At 36.3% G+C, this 25040-nt stretch carries 22 protein-coding genes; 19 read left to right on the top strand and 3 right to left on the bottom strand.

Annotated features, from left to right (window positions below; all coding sequences use genetic code 11):
• The 9 genes from priA (at position 1) to spoVM (ending at position 10046) form a co-directional block, all read left to right on the top strand.
• Positions 1-2409: a primosomal protein N' gene (gene priA / locus ACTNEP_RS03025; RefSeq protein WP_441160146.1), complete on the top strand. Its 2409-nt coding sequence runs from the start codon at positions 1-3 to the stop codon at positions 2407-2409.
• 14 nt (positions 2410-2423) lie between these two features.
• Complete coding sequence (gene fmt, locus ACTNEP_RS03020) at positions 2424-3362, top strand: methionyl-tRNA formyltransferase (protein ID WP_441160145.1); 939 nt, start codon at positions 2424-2426, stop codon at positions 3360-3362.
• Positions 3359-4714, top strand: coding sequence for a 16S rRNA (cytosine(967)-C(5))-methyltransferase RsmB (gene rsmB, locus ACTNEP_RS03015; protein ID WP_441160144.1), 1356 nt, complete (start codon positions 3359-3361; stop codon positions 4712-4714). The genes fmt and rsmB overlap by 4 nt, the downstream gene beginning before the upstream one ends.
• Positions 4715-4733: 19 nt before the next feature.
• Positions 4734-5483, top strand: coding sequence for a Stp1/IreP family PP2C-type Ser/Thr phosphatase (locus ACTNEP_RS03010; RefSeq protein WP_441160143.1), 750 nt, complete (start codon positions 4734-4736; stop codon positions 5481-5483).
• A complete protein-coding gene (gene pknB / locus ACTNEP_RS03005) occupies positions 5477-7471 on the top strand; it encodes a Stk1 family PASTA domain-containing Ser/Thr kinase (RefSeq protein ID WP_441160141.1) in 1995 nt (664 codons plus the stop codon). Before ACTNEP_RS03010 ends, pknB begins: the two co-directional genes overlap by 7 nt.
• Positions 7472-8353, top strand: coding sequence for a ribosome small subunit-dependent GTPase A (gene rsgA / locus ACTNEP_RS03000; RefSeq protein ID WP_441160140.1), 882 nt, complete (start codon positions 7472-7474; stop codon positions 8351-8353).
• A 1-nt stretch (position 8354) separates the two neighbouring features.
• Entirely contained in the window at positions 8355-9002 is a 648-nt protein-coding gene (gene rpe, locus ACTNEP_RS02995) for a ribulose-phosphate 3-epimerase (protein WP_441160138.1), read from the top strand.
• A 192-nt stretch (positions 9003-9194) separates the two neighbouring features.
• Positions 9195-9845, top strand: coding sequence for a thiamine diphosphokinase (locus tag ACTNEP_RS02990; protein WP_441160137.1), 651 nt, complete (start codon positions 9195-9197; stop codon positions 9843-9845).
• A gap of 120 nt (positions 9846-9965) precedes the next feature.
• A complete protein-coding gene (gene spoVM, locus ACTNEP_RS02985) occupies positions 9966-10046 on the top strand; it encodes a stage V sporulation protein SpoVM (protein ID WP_441160586.1) in 81 nt (26 codons plus the stop codon).
• A gap of 193 nt (positions 10047-10239) precedes the next feature.
• Here spoVM and rpmB read toward each other — a convergent pair whose 3' ends face one another.
• Entirely contained in the window at positions 10240-10428 is a 189-nt protein-coding gene (gene rpmB / locus ACTNEP_RS02980; RefSeq protein ID WP_441160136.1) for a 50S ribosomal protein L28, read from the bottom strand.
• Positions 10429-10787: 359 nt separating this feature from the next.
• Between rpmB and ACTNEP_RS02975 the strand changes: the two genes are divergently transcribed.
• The 9 genes from ACTNEP_RS02975 (at position 10788) to rnc (ending at position 20008) form a co-directional block, all read left to right on the top strand.
• Positions 10788-11150: an Asp23/Gls24 family envelope stress response protein gene (locus ACTNEP_RS02975; protein ID WP_441160134.1), complete on the top strand. Its 363-nt coding sequence runs from the start codon at positions 10788-10790 to the stop codon at positions 11148-11150.
• A gap of 221 nt (positions 11151-11371) precedes the next feature.
• Positions 11372-13036: a DAK2 domain-containing protein gene (locus ACTNEP_RS02970; protein ID WP_441160133.1), complete on the top strand. Its 1665-nt coding sequence runs from the start codon at positions 11372-11374 to the stop codon at positions 13034-13036.
• Between the two features lie 328 nt (positions 13037-13364).
• The gene (recG, locus tag ACTNEP_RS02965; protein WP_441160131.1) at positions 13365-15398 is read left to right on the top strand and encodes an ATP-dependent DNA helicase RecG; all 2034 of its coding nucleotides are present in this window, start codon (positions 13365-13367) and stop codon (positions 15396-15398) included.
• 102 nt (positions 15399-15500) lie between these two features.
• A complete protein-coding gene (fapR, locus tag ACTNEP_RS02960) occupies positions 15501-16082 on the top strand; it encodes a transcription factor FapR (RefSeq protein ID WP_441160130.1) in 582 nt (193 codons plus the stop codon).
• Positions 16079-17083 carry a phosphate acyltransferase PlsX gene (plsX, locus tag ACTNEP_RS02955; RefSeq protein ID WP_441160128.1) on the top strand — a complete coding sequence of 335 codons (1005 nt, stop codon included), beginning with the start codon at positions 16079-16081 and terminating at the stop codon, positions 17081-17083. Before fapR ends, plsX begins: the two co-directional genes overlap by 4 nt.
• A gap of 3 nt (positions 17084-17086) precedes the next feature.
• A complete protein-coding gene (gene fabD, locus ACTNEP_RS02950; protein ID WP_441160127.1) occupies positions 17087-18031 on the top strand; it encodes an ACP S-malonyltransferase in 945 nt (314 codons plus the stop codon).
• Between the two features lie 2 nt (positions 18032-18033).
• On the top strand, positions 18034-18774 hold the full coding sequence (fabG, locus tag ACTNEP_RS02945) for a 3-oxoacyl-[acyl-carrier-protein] reductase (RefSeq protein WP_441160125.1): 741 nt from the start codon (positions 18034-18036) through the stop codon (positions 18772-18774).
• A gap of 36 nt (positions 18775-18810) precedes the next feature.
• Positions 18811-19044, top strand: a complete 234-nt coding sequence (gene acpP, locus ACTNEP_RS02940; protein ID WP_441160124.1) for an acyl carrier protein — start codon at positions 18811-18813, stop codon at positions 19042-19044.
• A gap of 277 nt (positions 19045-19321) precedes the next feature.
• Positions 19322-20008 (top strand): ribonuclease III, encoded by a 687-nt coding sequence (gene rnc, locus ACTNEP_RS02935; protein WP_441160122.1) that lies wholly within the window; start codon positions 19322-19324, stop codon positions 20006-20008.
• A gap of 304 nt (positions 20009-20312) precedes the next feature.
• Here the strand turns inward: rnc and ACTNEP_RS02930 are convergent, their stop codons facing one another.
• Complete coding sequence (locus tag ACTNEP_RS02930) at positions 20313-20672, bottom strand: MmcQ/YjbR family DNA-binding protein (protein ID WP_441160121.1); 360 nt, start codon at positions 20670-20672, stop codon at positions 20313-20315.
• A gap of 375 nt (positions 20673-21047) precedes the next feature.
• The gene (locus ACTNEP_RS02925; RefSeq protein ID WP_441160120.1) at positions 21048-21269 is read right to left on the bottom strand and encodes a DUF1128 domain-containing protein; all 222 of its coding nucleotides are present in this window, start codon (positions 21267-21269) and stop codon (positions 21048-21050) included.
• Between the two features lie 202 nt (positions 21270-21471).
• Between ACTNEP_RS02925 and smc the strand changes: the two genes are divergently transcribed.
• Entirely contained in the window at positions 21472-25038 is a 3567-nt protein-coding gene (smc, locus tag ACTNEP_RS02920) for a chromosome segregation protein SMC (RefSeq protein ID WP_441160118.1), read from the top strand.
• The last annotated feature ends 2 nt before the right edge of the window (positions 25039-25040 follow it).

Genomic DNA, 25040 nt, shown 5'->3' with positions numbered 1-25040 from the left:
ATGCGAGTTGCTAAAGTTATTGTGGATGTACCAACTAATCAGACGAATCAAACGTATGACTATTTGATTCCTGCTAAGCTTGAAGGTCTTGTGCAAAAAGGTATGCGTGTAACGGTTCCTTTCGGTCCCAGAAAAGTGATGGGCTTTGTGTTAGAAGTCGTGGATCATTCTGATATTGACAAGCTCAAGTCTGTTGAAGAGGTGATGGATCTTAGCCCGGTCTTAACAGAAGAATTATTACACTTAGGAAAGTGGATTAGTGAACAAACAGTCAGTTTTTATATCCAAACCTTTCAGGCGATGCTGCCCCAAATTTTAAAAGCCAAGTATAGGAAAGAAATTGAGGCACTAACAGATGTTGAGTTATCCGATGATTTGCAAAAGTTATTTGCAGGTAGAGCAGTGATGGATTACGATGAATTTATCGAAAGAAACGGTGACTATCAACTATTATTAAAGGAAGTACGAAGTGGTCATGTTCGAATCAATTATATTGTTCAATCAAAAGAAACAAAAAAGACAACATTGTTTATTGCACCGGATAAAGAGATATACTTATTAGTAGAGGCATTAGAAGATATCTCTAAACGGGCAAAGAAGCAAAAGGAGATTATCGACTATTTTATTCAAAATCCCGAACCTGTTGAACAGAAAGTGCTTTTATCTGAATTAAACACGACTACAGCAACTATTAATCAATTAGTAGAGAAAAAGCTTCTGAAAAAGATAGAAAAAAAAGTATATCGCGATCCTTTTCAGAATGCTAATTTTGAAAAAACAACTTCTTTACCCTTAAGTGCCCAGCAAGCTAGAGCGATTGAACCGATTTGGCAAGCTGTTGAAGAAGAACAGGATAAAGTATTTCTCTTGCATGGAGTAACAGGTAGTGGGAAAACCGAAGTCTATTTACAAGCAATAGAGAAAGTGTTAAATCAAGGCAAGGAAGCAATTGTTTTAGTACCAGAAATTGCCCTGACACCACAGATGGTACATCGCTTTAAAGGAAGATTTGGCTCGCAGGTAGCAGTTTTACATAGTGCATTATCACCTGGGGAGAAATTTGATGAATGGACAAAAATTCAAAAAAAGGAAGTAAAAGTAGTGGTCGGGGCGCGATCGGCAATATTTGCCCCTTTTGAAAATATTGGTATTATTATAATTGATGAAGAACATGAAACAAGTTACAAACAAGATGAACAACCTCGTTACCATGCACGGGAAGTTGCTAAAAAACGTGGTGCCTATCATCATTGTCCGGTTGTTCTAGGAAGTGCGACACCAATGTTGGAATCCTATGCCAGAGCGAAAAAGGGAGTATATCATTTATTAGAAATGCCTGATAGGATGAATGAAGCTACCATGCCACCAGTTGATATCGTTGATATGCGTGACGAATTATATGCAGGAAATCGTACCATGTTTTCTCGTAAGTTACTAGAGGCAATTAAAAACCGGATTGATCAAAATCAGCAAGTTGTTCTATTTCTAAATCGAAGAGGGCACTCTACTTTTGTTATGTGCCGAGAATGTGGAGATGTGATGAAATGTCCTCATTGTGACATTGCCTTAACATATCATAAAAGCTCTCATCAATTAAAATGTCATTATTGTGACTATCAATTACCAATGGTCCAGCAATGTGGAACATGTGGGAGTAAGAATATACGTTATTTCGGTACAGGAACCCAAAAGGTGGAAGAAGCATTAAAAGAGCACATCCCTGAAGCAAGCGTGATTAGGATGGATGTCGACACAACAAGAAGAAAAGGGTCACATAAAAAACTTTTAGAGCGTTTTGGTAATGGCAAAGCTAATATTTTATTAGGTACTCAAATGATTGCAAAAGGGTTGGACTTTGAGAATGTGACCCTTGTTGGAGTATTGGCAGTAGATACAATGTTACATTTACCAGATTTCAGGTCTGCAGAAAAAACTTTTCAATTATTGACACAAGTTAGTGGGAGAGCTGGAAGACATCGTTTACCTGGTGAAGTGATAGTACAAACATACAGTCCTGAACATTATAGTATTCAATTAGCTAGTCAATATGAGTATCAGCAATTCTTCTTACAGGAGATGGAGATGCGTAGAAGCTTTCATTATCCTCCTTATTATTATTTAACCTTAATTACGGTATCACATCCAAATCAATTAAAGGCACAAGAAGTAACGAAGACAATTAGTAAGCTTCTATTTAAGCATTTATCTAATCATGCTACTATTTTAGGACCAACCCCTTCACCGATGGTCCGCATAAATAATAGATATCGATATCAGTGCATGGTAAAATATAAGGATGAACCGAATCAAAGGGACATTATTCGAAAAATACAAGACCATTATAATGATGAAATTCATCGGAATGATTTAACGATACAAGTAGATTTTGAACCATATTCTTTAATGTAAGAGGAGTTTTTGGAATGAAGAAAATTATTTTTATGGGGACACCAGATTTTGCTGTTCCTGTGCTAGAACGGTTAATTTCCGAAGGGTACAACATCGAATTAGTGGTGACACAACCAGATCGCCCTCGTGGCCGAAAAAAGGTGCTGACACCCCCACCGGTTAAAGTAGCAGCTGAAAAACATCATATTGCTGTGTTTCAGCCGGAAAAAATAAAAAATGACTACGAAGAAATTAAAAAGAGAAATCCTGATCTCATCATTACGGCTGCCTTCGGGCAACTACTACCAAAAGGGTTGTTGGAAATTCCGAAGTTTGGTTGTATTAATGTACATGCTTCCTTATTACCAAAGCTAAGAGGAGGGGCACCGATACATTATGCCATTCTTGAGGGACATGAAAAAACAGGAATTTCCATTATGTATATGGCTGAAAAATTAGATGCTGGAGATGTTATTAGTCAAGAAGAAGTCATGATTGAAGACAAAGATGATGTTGCGACCTTACATGACAAATTATCAGAAGTAGGAGCGGATCTATTATTATCAACGCTTCCTGCAATATTCTCAGGTGATGCCGAGCGTATACCACAAGATGACAGTAAGGCAACCTTTGCGCCAAACATTACTCGAGATCAAGAAAAGATAGATTGGAATCAGTCGCAACAAACCGTTTATAATCGTATTCGAGGATTACATCCGTGGCCAGTTTCATTTACTACATGGCGTGGCAAAGTTTTGAAGGTATATGAAGCAAAAAAAACGAACCAATCGACAAACGAGTTACCAGGAACAGTAATAGAGAAGGATGAAACAGGTATCCTTGTTGCAACTGCTGATCAACAAACAATACAACTAACAGTACTACAGCCGGCTGGAAAGAAAAAAATGACAGCAGCAGATTTTTTAAGAGGTGTCGGAAGTAATATGACAGTAGGAGAGAAACTAGGCGAATGACAAGACAAACATACAACATAAGGGAACTAGCGCTTGACCTTTTAATTAGGATTGGTGATCAAGGCGGCTATAGTCATTTAGTCATTGACCAATTACTAAAAAAACATCAACTAGAATCGAGAGACGGTGCTTTGCTAACAGAGATTGTTTATGGGACACTTCAAAGAAAGATAACTTTAGAATATGACTTGCATACATTTATCCGATCTAAAAAAAGGATAGATAAATGGGTAAAATGGTTACTATACTTATCCTTCTATCAAATGAAATATCTAGATAAAGTACCTGATCATGCTGTGATACATCAATCTGTTGAAATTGCTAAAAGAAAAGGTCATAAAGGGATAGCTAATTTTGTTAATGGTATATTACGTTCAGCTCAGCGTGAAGGTTTTCCCAGTTATGAAGAAATAGAAGATCCCGTGAAACGAATCAGTATCGAAACAAGTCATCCGTTTTGGTTAGTAAAGCGTTGGAATAAGCAATACGGAATGGACATAACTGCACAAATGTGCCGAACTAATACAACACATAAAAAAGTGTCTATTCGTGTTCAACCACTTCGAATTTCTAGGGAACAATTACAGTCGAGGTTGACGAAAAATCAGATAAAAGTTCGACCATCTTCTTTTTCAGAACAAGGTCTTGTTGTTGAAGAGGGAAATATCCTGAAAGATGAAACTTTTAAGGAATCTTTATTTACGATCCAAGATGAGAGTTCTATGTTAGTGGCAGAATTAATGGATATAAAAGAAGGTATGACTGTTCTTGACGGTTGTAGTGCACCTGGAGGTAAGACAACGCATATTGCGGAGAAAATGAATGATAATGGTACTATCTTTGCATATGATTTACATGCTAAAAAAGCAAATCTAGTAAGAAAAAAGGCAGAAGAATTGGGGCTGACCTCTATTAAGACTGGTCAATCAGACGCGCGTAAACTACAGGAAAAGCACATTAACCAATCATTTGACCGTATTTTAATTGACGCTCCTTGTTCAGGTCTTGGTGTACTTCGAGGTAAGCCTGATATAAAATATAATAAAACAAGTGAAGATATAGTCAAATTATCAAGGATCCAAAAAGAAATCCTGCAACATATCGAACCACTGTTAAAAAAAGATGGCAAATTAATATACAGTACATGTACAGTTGATCAAGAGGAGAATGAAGAGGTGATTAGAGATTTTCTCGAGAAACACCCACATTATCGAGTTGATCCAGCCTTTTTTGAAAGTCTACCGGTATTATTGAAAAACAGTGTTGGCAGAAGTGAATTTGGTATTCAGATATTTCCTCAAGACATTAACAGTGATGGCTTTTTTATGACGAGGCTAATAAGGGATAGCTGATTGGAGAAGAGGTGTTGAAATGAAATATGTTTATCAGTCTGATAAAGGTAAGGTCCGTGAGTTAAATGAAGATGCTGTGGCAGTTTTTCCTCGGGGTAATGCATTGCTTGCAGTAGTAGCAGATGGTATGGGAGGACACCAGGCTGGAGATGTGGCTAGTAATCTGACCATTCAACAATTAGAAAAATTATGGACTAAATTAGATGAACCTTTAGAAAAAATAAATGTAGAAGAATGGTTAGCAGATTCTATTAAGGAAGTCAATAACTTGGTATATGAAAAAGCACAGTCAGATAGTGCATGTCAAGGAATGGGAACAACCATTGTGGTAGCTATTTGTACTGAACAGGATTTGACCATTGGCCATATTGGGGATAGCCGCGCATACTTATTTAATCAATCTGCTTGGAAGCAAGTAACCGATGATCATTCTCTTGTTGGCGAGTTAGTTCGAACTGGTCAGTTATCAGAAGAAGATGCTCAAGTACACCCGAGAAGAAATGTTATTTTAAAAGCATTGGGGACAGAACTTGATTTAGAACCAGATATCTTTCATTCTCAATGGAAGGATTTTGATGGCTTATTAATGTGTTCTGATGGCTTGACAAATAAAATTACGGATGAAGAATTGCATAAACTGATATTAGAGACTGAAGATGATCAGATAAGCCAAACTTTAATTGATTTGGCTAATGAACGAGGCGGGGAAGATAACATCACTCTTACGATTATAAGTCAGCATGAAAAAGTTGGTGAGCCACCATGTTAGAAGGAAAAGTATTAAATGAAAGATATGAGATTATTAAGTTAATCGGTGGCGGTGGAATGGCAAATGTCTACCTGGGAAATGATCCTATTCTAAATAGACAAGTAGCTATTAAAGTTCTACGTCTTGAATATGCAAATGATGAAGAGTTTATTACAAGATTCCACCGGGAAGCACAAGCAGCGACAAGCTTGTCTCATCCGAATATCGTTAATATTTATGATGTTGGAGAAGAAGATCAGATATATTATATGGTCATGGAATACGTTGATGGCATGACCTTAAAGCAATACATACAATTACATGCACCGATAGAAGTAGAGGAAGTAATAGAAATTATGACTCAAATTACTTCTGCTATTTCACATGCACATGAAAATGGTTTAATTCATCGTGACATTAAGCCGCAAAATATTTTAATTGATCCATATGGTCAAATTAAAGTAACTGATTTCGGGATTGCGATTGCGTTAAGTGCAACAGCATTGACGCAAACGAACTCAATGTTGGGGTCCGTACATTATTTATCTCCAGAGCAAGCGCGGGGCGGAAAAGCAAATCGTAAATCGGATATATATTCTTTAGGAATCGTATTATTTGAAATGCTAACGGGACAGTTGCCATTTTCAGGACAATCTGCCGTGTCGATTGCACTTAAACATTTACAGACAGAAACACCTTCGGTTAAGGAATTAAATCCAAAGGTACCGCAATCAGTTGAAAATATTGTATTGAAGTCAACAACAAAGGACCCGTTTCATCGTTATCAGGAAGTGTATGAAATGGAAGATGAATTAACCCATGCACTTGACCCAAATCAATTAAATGTGACGAAATACCAGCCACCGGAATCCGATGATACGATTACAAAAGCAATTCCGATTGTTAATGAGAATATGAGTATAGAGAATAGTCCTATTGACAAAGAGGACACGATCGTCACCACTGGTAATGATCCTAACAGTAACGAGAAGGAAGAACCAAAAGAAAAGAAAAAGAAAAAAAGGAAAAAACGATTTATATGGGTTACTAGTTTATTTGTTATCTTGTTCGGAGCGATTTTACTAGCTTTATTTGTGTTGCCTAGTTTATTTCAACCTAAAGATGTAGAGGTACCTGATGTCTCTGGTTTAACTTATGAGGAAGCATTGCAGCAATTGGAAGATTTAAAATTGAATGTTATTAAGGAAGAAGATCACGATGAGGAAGTCGAAGAAAACCATGTAATTGAAACATTCCCTCGTCCAAATCAGAAAATAAAAGAAGGAAAAGATATTACCGTTTATGTGAGTTTAGGACCGGAAACTTTTGTTTTCAATGACTATGTAGGAAGTGACTATGAACGTATTGAGAGTATTCTCCTTGATGCCGGATATAAAAATGTAAAGTTTTATGAAGAGTTTTCGGATAAGCCAGTAGGAGAAATAATTGAACAAATTCAGCCTGCTCCAGGTACAGATGTAGTTCCTCGGGATACGACTGTTATTTTTGAAATCAGTAAAGGACCAGAAAAAATAACATTAAACCGATTGATTGGTCTTCATGTAGATGAAGCAACAGAATATTTAACAGACAGAGATCTCTCTGCTGATATTAAAGAAGTACATGATGAAGATGTGGAAGAAGGCTATGTCATTGAGCAAAGTCCATCTGCTAATGAAGAAGTGGAAAAAGGAGAAGTAATAGAACTTACAGTATCATTAGGTCCTGAACCAAAAAAACAAATTACACATACTGAATCATTTACCATTCCTTTTACTGGGGATTCTAATGGAGGCGAGCCAGAGCCGCAAGAAGTTAGTATTTATGTAGATGATATGAATAATGAAATATCAGAATTATTCCAAGAAGTGGAAATGATTACGGAAGATACAACGTTTACGATCGAATTAACGATTCCACCTGATGAAGAAGCAAGTTATAAAGTGATCAGAAATGATGATCTCATCATAGAAAAAACTTTATCATATGAAGATGTAGAGGGTGAGTAAATGCCAAAAGGTAAAATTGTCAAGGCACTTAGCGGATTTTATTATGTGCAATACGAGGGTGGTCTGATCCAGTGTCGTGGAAGAGGGGTTTTTCGTCAAAGAAAGATTACCCCTTTAGTTGGTGATTTTGTCGAGTTTGAATACGGGGATAAAAAAGAAGGCTATATATTGTCTATTGATGAACGTGAGAATCAGTTGACACGCCCGCCGATAGCTAATGTGGACCAGGCAATTATTGTTACATCTGTCAAAGAACCAGACCTGAGTCTAAATCTTCTAGATAAATTTCTCGTATTGGTAGAAGCCAAAGCGATTAGACCATTATTGTTTTTTACTAAAATGGATTTACTTACCGGTGAAGAAGCTGTGGAAATTCAAGACAAGCTTGCTTATTATCGTAAGATCGGTTATACAGTAGAATTTCTCTCTACGAAAGATATGGAAGTGAATCAACAATTATCCGTTTATTTAAATAATAAAGTTTCCGTCTTTGCCGGACAATCGGGAGTGGGAAAGACATCGTTATTGAACAAAATTATACCAGGTTTACAGTTAGAAACGGACGACATTTCAGAGAGTTTAGGTAGAGGAAAGCATACAACCCGGCATGTGGAACTCATTCCGTTTGAGCAAGGGTTAATTGCGGATACACCAGGGTTTAGTGCATTAGATTTCAAGGATATTGCACTAGAAGAACTACCTGATTGTTTTCCTGAATTCGTAGAGTTAAAAAATCAATGTAAATTTAGAGGGTGTATGCATTTAAAAGAGCCAAAATGTGCTGTCAAAGAAGCGCTAGATAATAGAGAAATCTTAGAAGAGCGTTATCAAAATTATTTGCAGTTTGTAGAAGAAATAAAAAATAGAAAGCCGAGGTATTAATATGAGTACGAAAATAGCGCCATCAATTTTATCAGCTGATTTCTCCATATTAAAAGAAGAAATTGCAGATGTACGTAAAGGGGGAGCGGATTATATACATGTGGATGTGATGGATGGGCATTTTGTGCCAAACATTACACTTGGACCAGTTGTACTTTCAGCTATTCGACCAGTTACAGAGGCTATACTTGATGTACATCTTATGATTGAGAATCCGGATCGTTATATTCAAGACTTTGCTGACGCCGGTGCTGATATCTTAACAGTACATGTTGAAGCATGTCCCCATTTACACCGGACCATTCATATGATTAAGAACGCCGGTGTTAAACCTGGAGTTGTTATCAATCCGGCAACACCGGTAGAAATGATTAAACCGATCATTAGAGATGTAGAACTAGTTTTATTTATGACAGTAAATCCTGGATTTGGTGGACAAGTTTTTATACCAGAAGTGTTAGATAAAGTAAGACAAGCTGTAAAGTGGCGCGAAGAGCTAGGATTATCATTTGAAATTGAAGTAGACGGCGGTGTGAACGAAACTACGGCAAAGCAATGTATCGAAGCAGGTGTTGATGTACTTGTTGCAGGTAGTGCCATATTTGACGAAAAAGACCGTTCAGCAGCGATTCAAAAACTAAGAGATTAATGCCACATACAACATAAAGCGAACTATGGCTGAATAAGATAAACCTGATTCGCTAATATCCTCAACTACTCAGTATGAAGCAAATCTGAATTTTCATTGGTTGCACTTTTATTTACTATAGTCAAATATGTGAGTGAAAACCGGGCTTGGTTACCCGGTTTTTCTCAGAATTAGGAAAGGTTGTTGTTAGTTATGAGAATTGGAATAGTTGCAGGGGGACCTGAAGATGCATTAGCACCGTTAACTTCTTATCGAAACGATGTCGACAGATGGATTGGTGCAGATTTAGGCGCATCTTACCTATTGAAGAATCAGTTACCTATTGATGTAGCTATAGGGGATTTTGATTCTATAGATATGAAAGAAAAGGAACTTATTAAACAAAAAGCTAAAAACTTTCACGAATACTCTGTAGAAAAAAATGAAACAGATCTTGAACTAGCAATTGAAGCAGCTCTTTCTTATCGACCTGCTTCTATTTTTTTATTCGGAGCTACAGCTGGTAGGCTTGATCACGAATTAGCGAATATCCAAATGCTCTATCATCTTTTAGAAAAAAATGTAGACGCAAAAATAATCGATGATAAAAATATCTTATCTATTTATCGACCTGGAAAATATGAAGTGACTGCCAAAAATTCTGATTTACTATCATTCATCCCCTTAACCCCTTCTGTAAAGGGACTCACATTGAAGGGATTCTATTACCCTTTAGATAATTATACAGTTACATGGGGAAGTACACGTTGTATATCCAATCAATTAATTAACGAACAAGGTACTTTTTTATTTAATGATGGCATATTAATAATGATAAAGAGTTCTGAGGAGGATCGTTCGTAAATTCTTACGAAATTATGTAAAGATATGCAATTATAGTCGTGTGTCCTCATAAACTGTATAAGAAATAGTATATTGTAATGATAACGATGAGGTTATGTCTTCATAGTGAAGAGGAGGGGTATGATGAAATTTTATACAATTAAGCTCCCGCGGTTTATCGGTGGTTTCATTCGAGCATTGTTGGGTTCAGGGAAAAAATAATATGGATAACGCAAGCGCTGATTAATTGGTAAGTTTTCTATAACGTACCAAAGGGCGGGAAGCTTTCATTATGCGGCACTTGCAAGGATTAATTTCCAGCATACCAAAGTATTCTGGATTAAGAAAAAAGGCTCCTTCTTACACAGGAGCCTTTTTTCTTCTCGCATCAATTAACTTTTGATTAAAATATAAATTAAACGCGTTCTACTTTGCCTGATTTAAGCGCTCGAGCAGAAACATACACACGTTTTGGTTTTCCATCAACCATAATTCTAACTTTTTGTACATTTGCTTTCCATTTACGCTTGTTTGCATTCATAGCATGTGAACGATTATTACCTGAAGTCGTTTTACGACCAGTTACTACACATTTACGTCCCATTCTTTCGTTCCCTCCTACTAACTTAGGTCCATACTTATATAATTTATCATAGATTTTAATATATTGCAATTTCAAATTTTGTGAGTATGGTATAAATTAATTGGATCAATAATAATGCACAAACTGGCAGTGGATTTTTATCTTTAAGGAGTGGCAAATCGGTTACAGCACAATTTTAGCTGATTTCATGAAGGCATTCAAGATGTTCTATTGCTTATTAATGCTTGACATAAACGCAATTTTCATACATTCTATAATGGAATACCCTTATCTCTAGTTATAAAAGCAATAATATTAAAATATAAAATTGATTAAAAAAAGTGTTTTTTTCTCTTACTAATGTAGAAGGAGGATAAAAGATGGCAATTGAATTAAAAACAGAAAATGGGCAGGTAACTATTACCAATGAAGTGATAGCAACAATTGCTGGTGGTGCTGCAATTGAGTGTTATGGTATTGTAGGGATGGCCTCTAAAAAACAATTACGTGATGGTATAGCGGAAATTCTTCGAAGAGAAAATTTTTCAAAAGGTGTTGTCGTTCGGCAGGAAGTTGAAGATGTACATATTGATATGTATATTATAGTAAGCTATGGTACAAAAATTTCTGAAGTTGCACATAATGTTCAATCACAGGTAAAATATAATCTTGAAAAAACGCTAGGATTAAAAATCAAGTCAATCAATATTTATATTCAAGGGGTACGTGTGATTCAAGACTAAGTAGGACATAAGAATGCGTAAAAGGAGCTTCCACTTACAATATGCTAATAACCTAGTATTTTCAAGAGAGCTAGTGGAAATCCATGTTTATCAAGAGAAGGAATCACCGATGACGATACCGATTTGCCAATGTTGCTCAGGTACAGTCGTTTTACCACATTGCACTTTCTTATGAATATAAATTATCATTTTAGAAATGGAGTAGAGGGAGGAACTATGAAGTGACGCAAAAAACGATAGATGGAGCAATGTTTGCCAATATGGTGTTAGCTGGTGCACACCATTTAGCAAATAATGCCGAAAAAATAGATGCTTTAAACGTCTTTCCGGTGCCAGATGGCGACACTGGAACAAACATGAATTTATCGATTACTTCAGGGGCTAACGAAGTAAAAAAGGCTAATAACGAGAGTGTCTCAGTAGTCGCAAATGCATTTGCCAAAGGGCTATTAATGGGAGCAAGAGGTAATTCTGGTGTGATTTTATCACAATTATTTCGAGGTTTTGCCAAAGGGTTGGAGGGTAAAACTAACTTAGATATTGAAAATTTTGTAGTAGCACTCAATAGTGGTGTGAATACAGCTTACAAAGCAGTAATGAAACCTGTGGAAGGTACCATTCTAACAGTTGCTAAAGACACAGCTGCTGAAGCTAAGGCGATAGCAGAAGAAGAACAAGACATTATTACTTTTATGGAGAAAGTTGTTCAAGCTGCGAAAAAATCATTAAAAAGAACCCCTGAACTTTTACCCGTGTTAAAAGAAGTTGGTGTAGTAGATAGTGGTGGTCAAGGACTAGTCGTTATCTATGAAGGTTTTTTAGCTGCCTTAAAAGGAGAAGAAGTGCCAGAAACGTCTCTTAATGAAACGATGGATTTAGATGATCTTGTTAATGCTGAACACCACAAATCGGCGCAGGACTATATGAGTACAGAGGAAATTGAGTATGGTTATTGCACAGAATTCATGGTTCGCTTTGAAGAGGATAAATTGAAAGAACATCCTTATGATGAAGCAGCTTTTAGAGAAGAGTTAAGTGAGCACGGTGATTCATTATTAGTTGTTTCGGACGATGAAATCGTTAAAGTTCATATTCATGCCGAATATCCAGGCAATGTTTTCAACCTAGGCCAACGTTTTGGAAGTTTTATTCACTTAAAAGCGGAAAATATGAGAGAACAACATTCCAATATTGTGGACAAGAAAGAAAAGAAGACTAAGACGAAACAACCATTTGGTGTTGTAACTGTTGCTATGGGTGACGGACTGACAGAATTATTTAAAAGCTTAGGAGCAACTGTGGTGATTCAAGGTGGACAAACAATGAATCCAAGCACACAGGATCTAACCAATGCGATAGAAGAAGCGAATGCAGATAACGTGATTATTTTGCCTAATAACAAGAATATTGTAATGGCTGCAGAACAGGCAGCAGATCTAGCAGAGGTTAATGTGGCGGTTGTTCCGACAAAAACAATTCCACAGGGAATGTCAGCCATGTTAACGTATAATCCTGAGGTAAGTCTAGAGGACAATAAAGAAACAATGACAGAGGCAAGTCAGGAAGTAAAGACTGGTCAAGTTACCTATGCTGTTCGTGATACACAAATAGACGGAATGACGATCGAAAATGGTCATTATATGGGCTTAGCAGACGGTAAAATCAAAGTGACCAATGCTGATCAAATGACAGTAATCAAGGAACTGTTGATGGAAATGATAGATGTCGAAGAAGATGAGATTGTAACAGTTATCCGTGGAGAAGAAACTTCTGATGAAGAAGAAAATGAAATTATTGCATTTATAGAAAATCATTTTGAAGATATAGAAGTTGAAGTTCATCATGGGAAACAACCAATTTACTCTTATATATTTTCTATTGAATAAAAACAAAAGCTCTATCCAAGGCGATAGAGCTTTTTATCCATAAAAATACAAAACATATCAATTCGAACCAACATTCATCCACTGCGATATAGCTATTTAAAAAGGCACTTTCTCATTCTATTATAACTAAGTACATAATGATTAGCTTAGCCCCGTCAGTGACGAACTTACACTCAACTCTAACAGAATGGAAGAGAGCTTAATTTGGACTTTTTACTAGTTTGCAGTTTGGCTATTTTTGTTATCAGACGAAGAGAATGGATGAATTGTACTTGGTTAATCTTGTTATGTTGGTATTCCATAATTGAATTAAGAGAGTGTGAGTGAAATGAATAATATTTCTGTTCAAGAAGTGAAAGGTGTCGGACCAAAACTTGCTGAAACGCTTGGACAAATCGGCATCTACACGGTAGAAGATCTACTATATTATTTCCCTAATCGCTATGATCATTATGAGCAAAAACCGCTACATGAATTGGTGCATAATGAGAAAGTAACGATAGTTGGAGAAGTAATTCATGAGCCAACCGTACAATTTTATCAACGAAAAAAATCTCGGATGGTTGTATCCTTACGCGTAAACGGAGCAGTTGTCAAAGGTGTCCTTTTTAACCGTGCTTTTGCAAAACAGCATTTTATTCCCGGTGAGAAAGTATCGGTGAATGGCAAATGGGATCAACACCGACTACAAATTACAATAGATAACTATAAAAAGGGTACAATAGATGGAACAAGTCCTATTACTCCGATTTACTCTTCTAAAGGAGACATTAAAAATGCACAATTCCAGAAAATAATCAAGAATACGTTGTCTTCTTTAACGGATCAAATTACCGAAATTATTCCGGAACCTTACTTAAAAAATTACAAATTACCTAATAGAATCAAGGGTCTAGAAAATATTCATTTTCCTTCATCTTTTGAACAATTAAAACATGCTAAAAGACGATTTATCTATGAAGAATTATTATTATTTCAGATAAAGATGCAATTGTTCCGAAAAAGGAACCGTGAAGCGACAGAGGGAAATGCGAAAACAATTAAAATGGATAAAGTTAAACAACTAATTGAGCAGTTTCCTTTTGACTTAACATCTGCCCAAAAAAAAACATTAGCAGAGATTTTTAAGGATTTACAGTCGCCATATAGGATGAATCGATTGCTCCAAGGTGATGTAGGTTCAGGGAAGACTGCAGTTGCGGTTATTAGTCTATATGGTGCTGTTACAGCGGGTGAGCAGGTCGCCTTTATGGTACCGACCGAAATTTTAGCAGAACAACATGAAGAATCATTACGACAATTGTTACCAGATGATGTGACCATTCATCGATTAACGGGGTCAGTAAAGGGTAAAAAAAGAAAAGAAATGTTAACAGCGATTGAAAGTGGAACATGTGATGTCGTAATCGGCACACATGCACTGATTCAAGATGATGTTAATTTTCATCAATTAGGTTATGTGATTATTGATGAACAACATCGATTTGGTGTCCAGCAACGGAATACTTTACGAGATAAAGGTATTTTGGCAGATATTTTATTTATGACAGCTACACCTATCCCAAGAACTTTATCTTTAACAGCGTTTGGGGATATGGATGTATCCAAGATTGATGAAATGCCTGAAGGCCGTAAGCCGATTGAAACGTATTGGGTTAAACATAATATGTTTGAAAGAACAGTTAACTTTATTTATCAAGAAATAAAGAAAGGTTGTCAGGCATATATTATTTGTCCTTTAATTGAGGAATCGGATAAATTAGATATTCAGAATGCGCTTGATTTATACCACCAATTGCAAGCAATTTTACAAGGAAAAGCAACTGTTGGTCTTATGCATGGAAGGTTGACGATAGAAGAAAAAGAGCAGGTCATGAATGACTTTGCCGAAAATAAAGTTCAAATATTAGTTTCGACTACGGTAGTAGAAGTAGGGGTTAACGTTCCGAATGCTACTGTGATGATGATTCAAGATGCCGATCGCTTTGGTCTATCTCAATTACATCAACTAAGGGGACGCGTCGGACGGGGGGACAAGCAAAGCTATTGTATTTTAGTAGCTGATCCTAAAGGCGAAACAGGTAAAGAACGCATGCGGATTATGACAGAAACAACCGATGGGTTTGTTTTGGCCGAACGAGATTTAGAACTGCGCGGACCAGGTGATGTATTTGGTGTGAAACAAAGTGGATTACCAGAATTTAAATTAGCGGATTTAGTACATGACTATCGAGCATTAGAAACTGCTAGAACGGATGCTATCGACATTGTGGAAAATGAACTATGGAAGGAGCCCGAGTTTCAACCGTTAATTAAGTACTTGCTTTCCAAAATTGAGATAGAGCAACAGTTATTAAATTAACTACACTTGCATAATTTATTATGGTATTATATATTACTATTAGTACCTAGTCATAATTTCTGAGTTAAACGGAAGAGGATATGCAGATGGACGGTGGATATCATGAAAAGAAACAAAAAGGAACGGCAATTTGAGTTAAAAGAGACTATCGAAGCAAAGCCATTTATAACCGATGAAGCGTTGGCAAAATTGTTTGATGTTAGTATACAAACGATACGTTTAGATCGGATGGAGTTAAATATTCCCGAGTTACGTGAACGAATAAAATCGGTCGCGACAAATAATTGGAATGAAACGGTTAAAGCTTTACCAATTGATGAGGTTATTGGCGAAATTATTGACCTTGAGCTAGATGAACGTGCTATTTCCATTTTGGATATTACTGCTGAACATGTTTTCTCACGAAATAAAATAGCTAGAGGACATCATTTATTTGCACAAGCTAACTCCCTTGCTGTTGCTGTTATTAATGATGAACTTGCTCTCACAACAAATGCGGATATTAAATTTACCCGTCAGGTTGTACAGGGAGAACGAGTTATTGCCAAAGCACGTGTAGCAAATACCGAAAAAAACAATCGTACGTTAGTAAAAGTACAAAGTTATGTAGATAACGAAACGGTTTTTTACGGAGTATTTGAAATGTTTCGATCGAATGAGGAGAAGGAAGGGAACGAATCATGAAAATTGCAATAGACGCGATGGGTGGAGACCACGCTCCAAAAGAAATTGTGTTAGGGGCGTTAAAGGCAGTTAATCACTTTGATGATTTGGTTATTACGCTAGTCGGTGACGAGAGCATGATAACACCATTTACGAATAATCACCCGTCTCTTGAAATAATTCATACAGATGAGAAAATTACTAGTGATGATGAACCAGTTAAAGCAGTACGTCGCAAAAAAAAAGCTTCGTTAGTACTAATGGCAAACGAAGTGAAAAATGGGCATGCGGATGCATGTATTTCTGCAGGTAATACAGGAGCTTTAATGAGTGCAGGTTTGTTTGTTGTTGGTAGAATTAAAGGAATAGATCGTCCTGCATTAAGTCCTACGCTTCCGACTGTAAATGGCGATGGTTTTTTATTGTTAGATGTGGGGGCAAATGTTGATGCTAAAGCACAACACTTGCAACAATACGGTCTAATGGGGTCTATTTACATGGAAAAAGTTCGCCAGTTAAAAAATCCTCGAGTGGGTCTTTTAAATGTGGGAACAGAGGAAGGTAAAGGGAATGATTTAACTAAAAAAGCTTTTGAGCTGTTACAGCAGTTGCCTATAAATTTCATCGGTAATGTCGAGGCCAGAGACCTTTTAAATGGTGTAGCAGATGTCGTTGTGACCGATGGATTTAGTGGAAATGTTGCACTAAAAACAGTTGAAGGTACTGCATTAACAATGTTTTCGATGATTAAAGAAACATTTATGAGTAATACCAAGACTAAACTTGCTGCTGCTCTTGTGAAAAATGACTTAAAAGGGTTAAAGGACAAGTTAGATTATTCAGAGTATGGAGGAGCTGCATTATTTGGCTTGGCTGCTCCGGTTATTAAAGCCCACGGTTCATCCAATCAACAAGCAATTTTTAGCGCCATCCAACAAACAAGAAACATTGTAGAGAATGATGTAATTGCAAAAATAGAAGCGGAAGTAAAAACATTACAATCTGCTCAAAAGGGGGAATAACTCTTGAAAAAAGTCGCTTTTGTTTATCCAGGGCAAGGATCACAAGTAGTTGAAATGGGAAAAGACTTATATGAAGAATATCCACAAGTAAGAGAACTCTTCGATACTGCTAATCAACGGTTAGGTTATGATTTGACGTCGATAATGTTTGAAGGTCCTCAAGAAACCTTAACAAAAACAGAAAACACACAACCAGCATTGTTATCAGTAAGTACAGCCATAACTAATATCCTTTCAGAAAATGGAATCAAGCCTGCTGTAACTAGTGGCCATAGTCTTGGTGAATATAGTGCACTTGTTGCCGCTAATGCTATTTCCTTTACGGATGCGGTTCATTTGGTTCATCAAAGAGGTAAGCTTATGGAAAATGCTTACCCAGAAGGGAAAGGTTCAATGGCCGCTGTCTTAGGAATGGAGCAAGAGACATTAAGTAAAGAGTTGCAAAAAATTAGTGAACAAGTGAACGAAGTGATTGAGATTGCAAATCTCAATTGCCCGGGACAAATCGTCATATCAGGTTCGAAATTAGCAATTGATACAGCAGTAGAACTTTTAAAGGAAGCAGGTGCAAAACGAGTATTACCGTTACCTGTAAGTGGGCCATTTCACTCTAGTTTAATGAAACCAGCAGCAGAAGAATTTCATCAATTAGTACATAATATCAGTTGGAATGATGCAGAAATTCCTGTATATGCAAATGTAACTGCAGAAAAAGTAACGGATAATGAAGAAATTAAACAATTATTAGTAGAACAATTATATTCTCCTGTACGTTTTGAAGAGATTATCGAGCAATTACTGGAAGAGCCTATTGATGCTATTGTCGAGGTCGGAAGTGGGAAAGTGTTAACAGGGCTTGTTAAAAAAGTAAATCGCAGAGCAAAAACGTTTGCTGTTCAAGATGTAGCAACATTAGTTGAATTTATCGAATGGATGAAGGAGGATTAAACATGTTGAAGGATCAGGTAGCACTCATAACAGGTGCTTCAAGAGGAATTGGACGTGAAATTGCCTTAACTTTTGCTAGTAAAGGTGCTAAAGTAGTGGTAAACTACTCTGGTAGTGAAGATAGAGCCCAAGAAGTAGTAGATCAAATCATAGCTAACGGCGGTGAAGCGATCAAAATAAAAGCAAATGTTAGTGACGAAAATGAAGTCAAAGCAATGGTTAAAGAGACTGTCAAAAATTATGGAACTCTTGATATATTAGTAAATAATGCTGGTATTACTAGAGATAATTTATTAATGCGGATGAGCGAAGCTGATTTCGATGATGTAATCAACATTAATTTAAAAGGCGTTTTCATATGTACAAAAGCAGTTACACGACAAATGATGAAACAAAAAAGTGGACGTATTATTAATGTATCATCTGTTGTTGGCATAAGTGGTAATGCTGGTCAAGCGAATTATGTCTCTGCTAAAGCAGGCGTAATCGGCTTAACTAAAACTACTGCGAAAGAATTGGCAGCGAGAAATATATTGGTTAACGCTATTGCTCCAGGATTTATTGCAACAGATATGACCGATAAACTAACCGATGAACAGAAACAGCAAATGCTTGCTTTAATTCCGTTAAATAAGCTAGGAAAAGCGGAAGATGTAGCAAATGTTGCTTTATTCTTAGCTTCGGACCAATCCAACTATGTTACAGGTCAAACCATTCAAGTGGATGGCGGAATGATAATGTAATATTATACATATTCTTTGAAAGGAGGTGACGTGAAAATGTCAGACACTTTTGAAAAAGTAAAGCAAATTGTTGTCGATCGTCTAGATGTAGACGAAGATAAAGTAACACTTGAAGCATCATTTAAAGATGACTTAGAAGCTGATTCTCTTGATGTTGTGGAACTTGTAATGGAACTAGAAGATGAGTTCGACATGGAAATTGCTGATGAAGATGCAGAGAAAATTGCTACAGTAGGTGATGCTGTAAATTACATAGACAGCAACCAATAAACTGTTAAACAAAGTAATAAGCAGTTTTGTTGAAGAGTACAGCAAAAAACAGAGATAGACCCGTTTCGCCATATAATGAAACGGGTTTGTCCTTTTAGAAACTCGTGTAAATGTAATCTATGTAAATGATCCTTAACTTCGTTATTATTTTGCCAATTGTTTAGATACCTTGACTAACTTTTTAGCTGTAATTACCTTTATATTTTAGGGTTGGCGATATGAGTGGTTTCCTATATAATAATGACAATGATTGATTTCATGTTGGTAGGTGAAGAATGTGTCAGATTTTAAAGAGCTTCAAGAAAATTTAGGTATTTATTTTCAAAATGAAAAATTATTAAGGCAAGCTTTTACTCATTCATCCTATGTGAATGAGCACCGGAAAAAGAAATTACTAGATAATGAAAGATTAGAATTCTTGGGTGATGCTGTTTTGGAATTGGGCGTTTCTCAATACCTTTACCGAGAATATGATGAATTAGAAGAAGGAGATTTAACGAAATTAAGAGCTTCTATTGTTTGTGAACCAGCTTTAGTTCGGTTCGCAGAGAATTTGGACTTCAGTAAGTATGTTCTATTAGGTAAGGGTGAAGAATTAACAGGTGGACGTAATCGCCCAGCATTACTAGCTGATGTTTTTGAAGCCTTCATTGGGGCATTATACTTAGATCAAGGGTATGAACAGGTTATTACCTTTTTGAGAAAGTATGTATACACTGAGATTACAACCGGTGCTTTTTCGCATACGATGGATTATAAAAGTCAGTTGCAGGAAACAGTCCAGCAACATAAAAATAAACTAGTAGAATATAGTATTGTAAATGAAAAAGGCCCTGCACATGATCGAGAATTTTTTGCTGTCGTTACTATTAATGGTAAAACAGCTGGAAAAGGTGTAGGCAGGACGAAAAAAGAAGCCGAACAACGGGCGGCAAAGCAAGCATTGGACAGCCTTTATCGTTAATTATGCGCTTCAAAAAAAGATTGATCAACTAAGACAGGCAAGGGACACATGGATGGAAGAGAAAGAAACACCCGAACAGGTTATCTCATCGGACCGTCACAATACCCACTCTCCAGGAGCGTATTATGACGGTCTGTTAATGTGGATTCTTAGCTTGAATTGCCTCGGAGGAAGCGCGTTTTGTAGATTTTCTATTCCCTATTATCCTTTTGACCTAGCCTCTCATTTTTTGTAATGGTTCTTTTGCTTGCGTTCATTTTCATTAAATTTGCTAATAGTAGAAGAACATATTGTGCAGATTTAACTATAACTGATTGATTTCTTGCCTTTTTTTCTTGGTTAATGACTGAAGTACTAAGTCGTAAGATTGATCAATTAGTTGCTTAATTAACTCGACTGGGACACGATTGTTTGCATAGTAAATGGAATTCCAATGTTGTTTATTTAAATAATAGCCAGGTATGATATCTTCATACTCTTGTCTAAGTTGCTCAGATTTTCCCACATCACCTTTGAGAGAAATAATAGGTTGTTCTGTTTTGTCCTGACCAATAATGGCAATCATTTTGCCACCAACTTTGTAATTATAAGCCTGCCAATCATTCACGTAATTTTCTTCCACACCTTTTTTAGCTTTCAAGTAGTTCATTAATACATTTTTCACACAACCTTCTCCTCTCGTTTAAAGACGGTATAGGCTTTCTAATCAATCTGCTGAATGATTTTGTGCCGGAACTATAACAGATATAGTTCATTTAGGTATGACAAACTTTATTCCAAGGCAGAAATAATCCAGAAGTGTAAGCTATATTTTCTATATTCTTCATATTTGGTTGTGCCTAAAATTGTTTTTGTGAATAGTAATGTTTAGTTGATAAGGCCACTAATAGAGGTAATCACCTGATGTGTAGAATAGAAAAGGTATTTGACCCAAATAGGTACGGTCCTTTATACATTGCTTACCTAATTTACTTTATTTCCTAAGGTATTGTAGTATAAAAAACCGCTTTTAAACGTTAAGGTAATGATGATTAGTAGCTTATTTCCGGTAGTTTTTCAATTCGGCGATAAATGCCTGTGTTTCTGCAACTGTCAGTTTGCCTTTTTGTTTTAATAGATCATAAAGTGATTTTAATTCATGATAATGTTCAATATTGTAATCTTCAGGATCCATAATGGAACTATTGACAACCTGCAACATTCTGCCCATCTCCTGAATAATATGGGCTAAATTATCTTCCGATCTTTCTTCTAAATTCACATGAAACAACTCCTGTTTTGAATTTTGATGAAAAAAGTTTATCCATCCAGCTGCTAAAGCAGAGCGCTCTGAACTTTTCTTATGAAACTTCCTTCTCTTACTCTATTCTTTATGATAAAATAAATTAGTTGAATTGCAAAGAATAAATAAACGTCAACATAAAATTTATGTTGTTAGAAGATAATAAATAGGAGTTTTAAACATGTATTTAAAACAATTAGATACAATTGGTTTTAAATCTTTCGCTGAAAGAGTAAAAATAGAATTTGTTCCAGGTGTTACAGCAGTCGTAGGCCCGAACGGTAGCGGAAAAAGTAACATTACAGATGCGATCCGTTGGGTGCTCGGTGAACAATCAGCAAAGTCATTACGAGGGTCCAAAATGGAAGATATTATTTTCCAGGGCAGTGATACACGTAATGCATTAAATGTTGCCGAAGTGACACTAGTGTTAGATAACTCAGACAATGCATTACCTGTTGACTATCAAGAGGTTAGTATTACACGTCGGGTGTATCGTTCTGGTGAAAGTGAATATTTAATGAATAAACAACCGTGCCGTCTGAAAGACATTACCGAGCTATTTATGGATTCAGGTATGGGTAAAGAAGCATTTTCCATCATAAGTCAAGGTAAAGTGGAAGAAATCTTAAGTTCTAAATCAGAAGAACGCCGAGTTATATTTGAAGAAGCCGCTGGCGTTTTAAAATATAAAAACAGAAAGAAGCAGGCCGAATATAAATTAGCAGAAACGCAAGAAAATTTAAATCGTGTGGAAGATATTATTTATGAAATAGATGGTCAGCTACAACCACTTGAACAGCAAGCATCAATTGCTAAAGAATATCTAGCACAAAAGGAACGATTGACTAATGTAGAAGTAGGTGTACTTGCTAAAGAAATCGAAGAACTAAATCAACGATGGGAAGCGTCACAAAAGCAGATTGAAACTAAGCGTCAGTCGTTAAAAGAAAAACAACAATGGGTAGAGAAAAGAGAAGAAGAAAGTGATCATTTAAAACAGAAAATCCAAAAAATGGATGAGCAAATAACGACCTTACAAGAAACACTGCTAGTAGAAACCCAAGAACTAGAAAGTCTTGAAGGAAATAAGAAGATCTTTCGTGAGCGACTCCAACACTTTCAAGAAAATAAAGAGAAGCTGGAACAAGAAATAAAAGAGACTGAAACGAAAAAGACTTCGCTTGTAGACAGTTTAGAAGCAGAACAGACAATCCTTAATCAATATCAAGCCCATTATCAACAGTTATTACAACAAATAAAAGAGACAAAAGAAAAATTAGAAAAAGGGAAGAATACACTAGAAGAGGATATCGAAACACTTAAAAGTGATTATATTGAACTGCTAAATGAACAGGCTGCAAAACGTAATGAGAAAAATTCTATCCAACAGCAGTTAGAGAGAATGAAAGGCAAGCAGCATGTTCAATCTTCTAAATGGGAACATCTTCATCAGGAACGTCAACAGTTCAAACAATCTGTTCAAGAAGCAGAAGAACGGTGGAAACAAGCAGAGGAGCAATTACATAAGTATCAAGCAGAGCACGAAAAACTTGAAAGAAAAGTAACGGTTGAATCTAAACTACTAGATGATATGCAGCAAAAATTATATAAAGGCTACCAGATGGTTGAAAATCTTAAGTCCAAAAAAGAAATGCTGGAAGACTTGAAAGAGGATTTTCAAGGTTTTTATTTTGGCGTAAAAGAAGTCTTAAAAGCAAGAGAACAGAAGAAATTAACGGGTATTCATGGTGCCATACCAGAGTTAATCGAATTTGACGATGAGTTAGTAGATGCGATGGAAACAGCTTTGGGAGCACAAGCCCAACATATTGTAGTTGATTCAGAGAAATCAGCTCGTGAAGCTATTCATTGGTTGAAAAAAACAAACAAAGGTAGGGCTACCTTTCTACCAATTAATGCCATGAAATCAAAGCAGATTCCCGCAAATTTGGTTCAGATGCTTGAACAGGAAGAAGAGTTTGTTGGTGTAGCAGTTAATTTAATCCGTTATGATTCAACCTATCAGCCAGTAATGCAAGCATTACTAGGAAATGTTATTATTGCTAAGTCGCTAAGTGCAGCCAACCAATTTGCCCAAAAAACTGGGCGAAGATATCGAATTGTCACTTTGGATGGAGATGTAGTAAACCCAGGGGGTTCCATGTCTGGAGGGGCAAAAAAGAAAAATAACCAATCATTATTTACTAGAGATCGAGAATTAAAGACATTAACGAATAAATACAAAGAGTATCAAACCCGTGTTGCAGACTATGAAAAGCAAATAAAAGAACAAAAAGATGCATTAGCTGATTTGCAATCAGAGAAAGAGAAGTATTACCGAGAATTAGAGGAAATCAGAACTACGTATCAAGAACATTTAAGTAATTATAAAGAATGGAAATTGTCTTTAGAGCATTTGAATGACCAGCTATCGATCTATGATCAAGACAAATTGCAACAAGAAGAAGACCGAAAATTTTTATTGCAACAATTAGAGCAGATAGAACATGACTTAGACCGGCTACAATCTAAGTTAAGTAAGCTCGATAGCGAAATCGAAAATTTGACAGACCAACATCAAAACTTCGAGGCGAAAGAAGAGGAATTAAAACAGGAATTACAGTCACGCCATGTTGAGCAGGCGGAACTAAGAAGTAAACTCTCTAATCAAAAAGAGAAGGTGGAGAAAGCAGAGACGGAGATAACGGAAGTAACTGATACGATTTCTGTCAAACAAAAACAACTCCAACAATTAATAGAAATAAAAAATAGTCAACAAACAGAAGAAGAAATTGACGAAGAAATTCAAAAGAAACGTCAGGAAAAAGTAACATTACAGCAGGATTTACAAGGATTACGTGAACAACGAGCTGAAACACAGCAACATGTTACAACATTAGATGAATCACTTAAGCAGGTGAAAAAAGAAGAATATCAATTACAACAAGAGATTCAAACGATCGAAATCGAACGAAATCGATTAGATTTGGAACTGGAAAATCGACTTGCACAGCTTGAAAGTGACTACAGTATAACGTTTGAAAAAGCTAAAACTGCCTATCCTCAGCCTGATAATCTGGAAGAGGCAAAGGAACAGGTTAAGTTAATTAAGAAATCGATCGAAGAATTAGGTACTGTTAATATTGGTGCTATCGATGAGTATGATAGAATTAAGGAACGGTATGAATTTCTCACTAGTCAGCAAAATGACTTAATAGAGGCAAAGCGTACCTTATATGAAATTATTGCCGAAATGGACGAAGAAATGACGAGACGATTTAATGAAACTTTTTCGCAAATAAAAGAAGAATTTACCGTCGTGTTTCAACGTTTATTTGGCGGGGGACATGCTGAATTAAAATTAACAGATCCAGATCAACTATTAGAGACTGGGGTAGATATTATTGCGCAGCCTCCAGGTAAAAAACTGCAACAACTAGGTTTGTTATCTGGTGGAGAAAGAGCTCTAACTGCTATAGCCTTATTATTTGCGATACTAAGAGTTCGTCCTGTCCCGTTTTGTGTACTAGATGAAGTAGAAGCAGCACTAGATGAAGCGAATGTTACCCGTTTTGCTCAATATTTAAAATATTATAGTAAACATACTCAATTTATTGTGATTACACACCGAAAAGGTACAATGGAAGAAGCGGATGTACTGTATGGTGTGACAATGCAGGAATCAGGAGTTTCCCGTTTAGTTTCTGTGAAATTAGAAGAAGCACCAGAGCTTTTGGAAGCATAAGT

The sequence above is a fragment of the Gracilibacillus sp. HCP3S3_G5_2 genome, from assembly GCF_052063305.1.
Lineage (GTDB): Bacteria > Bacillota > Bacilli > Bacillales > Amphibacillaceae > Gracilibacillus.
Note: the sequence above shows the minus strand (reverse complement) of the source record. Positions and strands in the feature narration are given on the sequence as shown.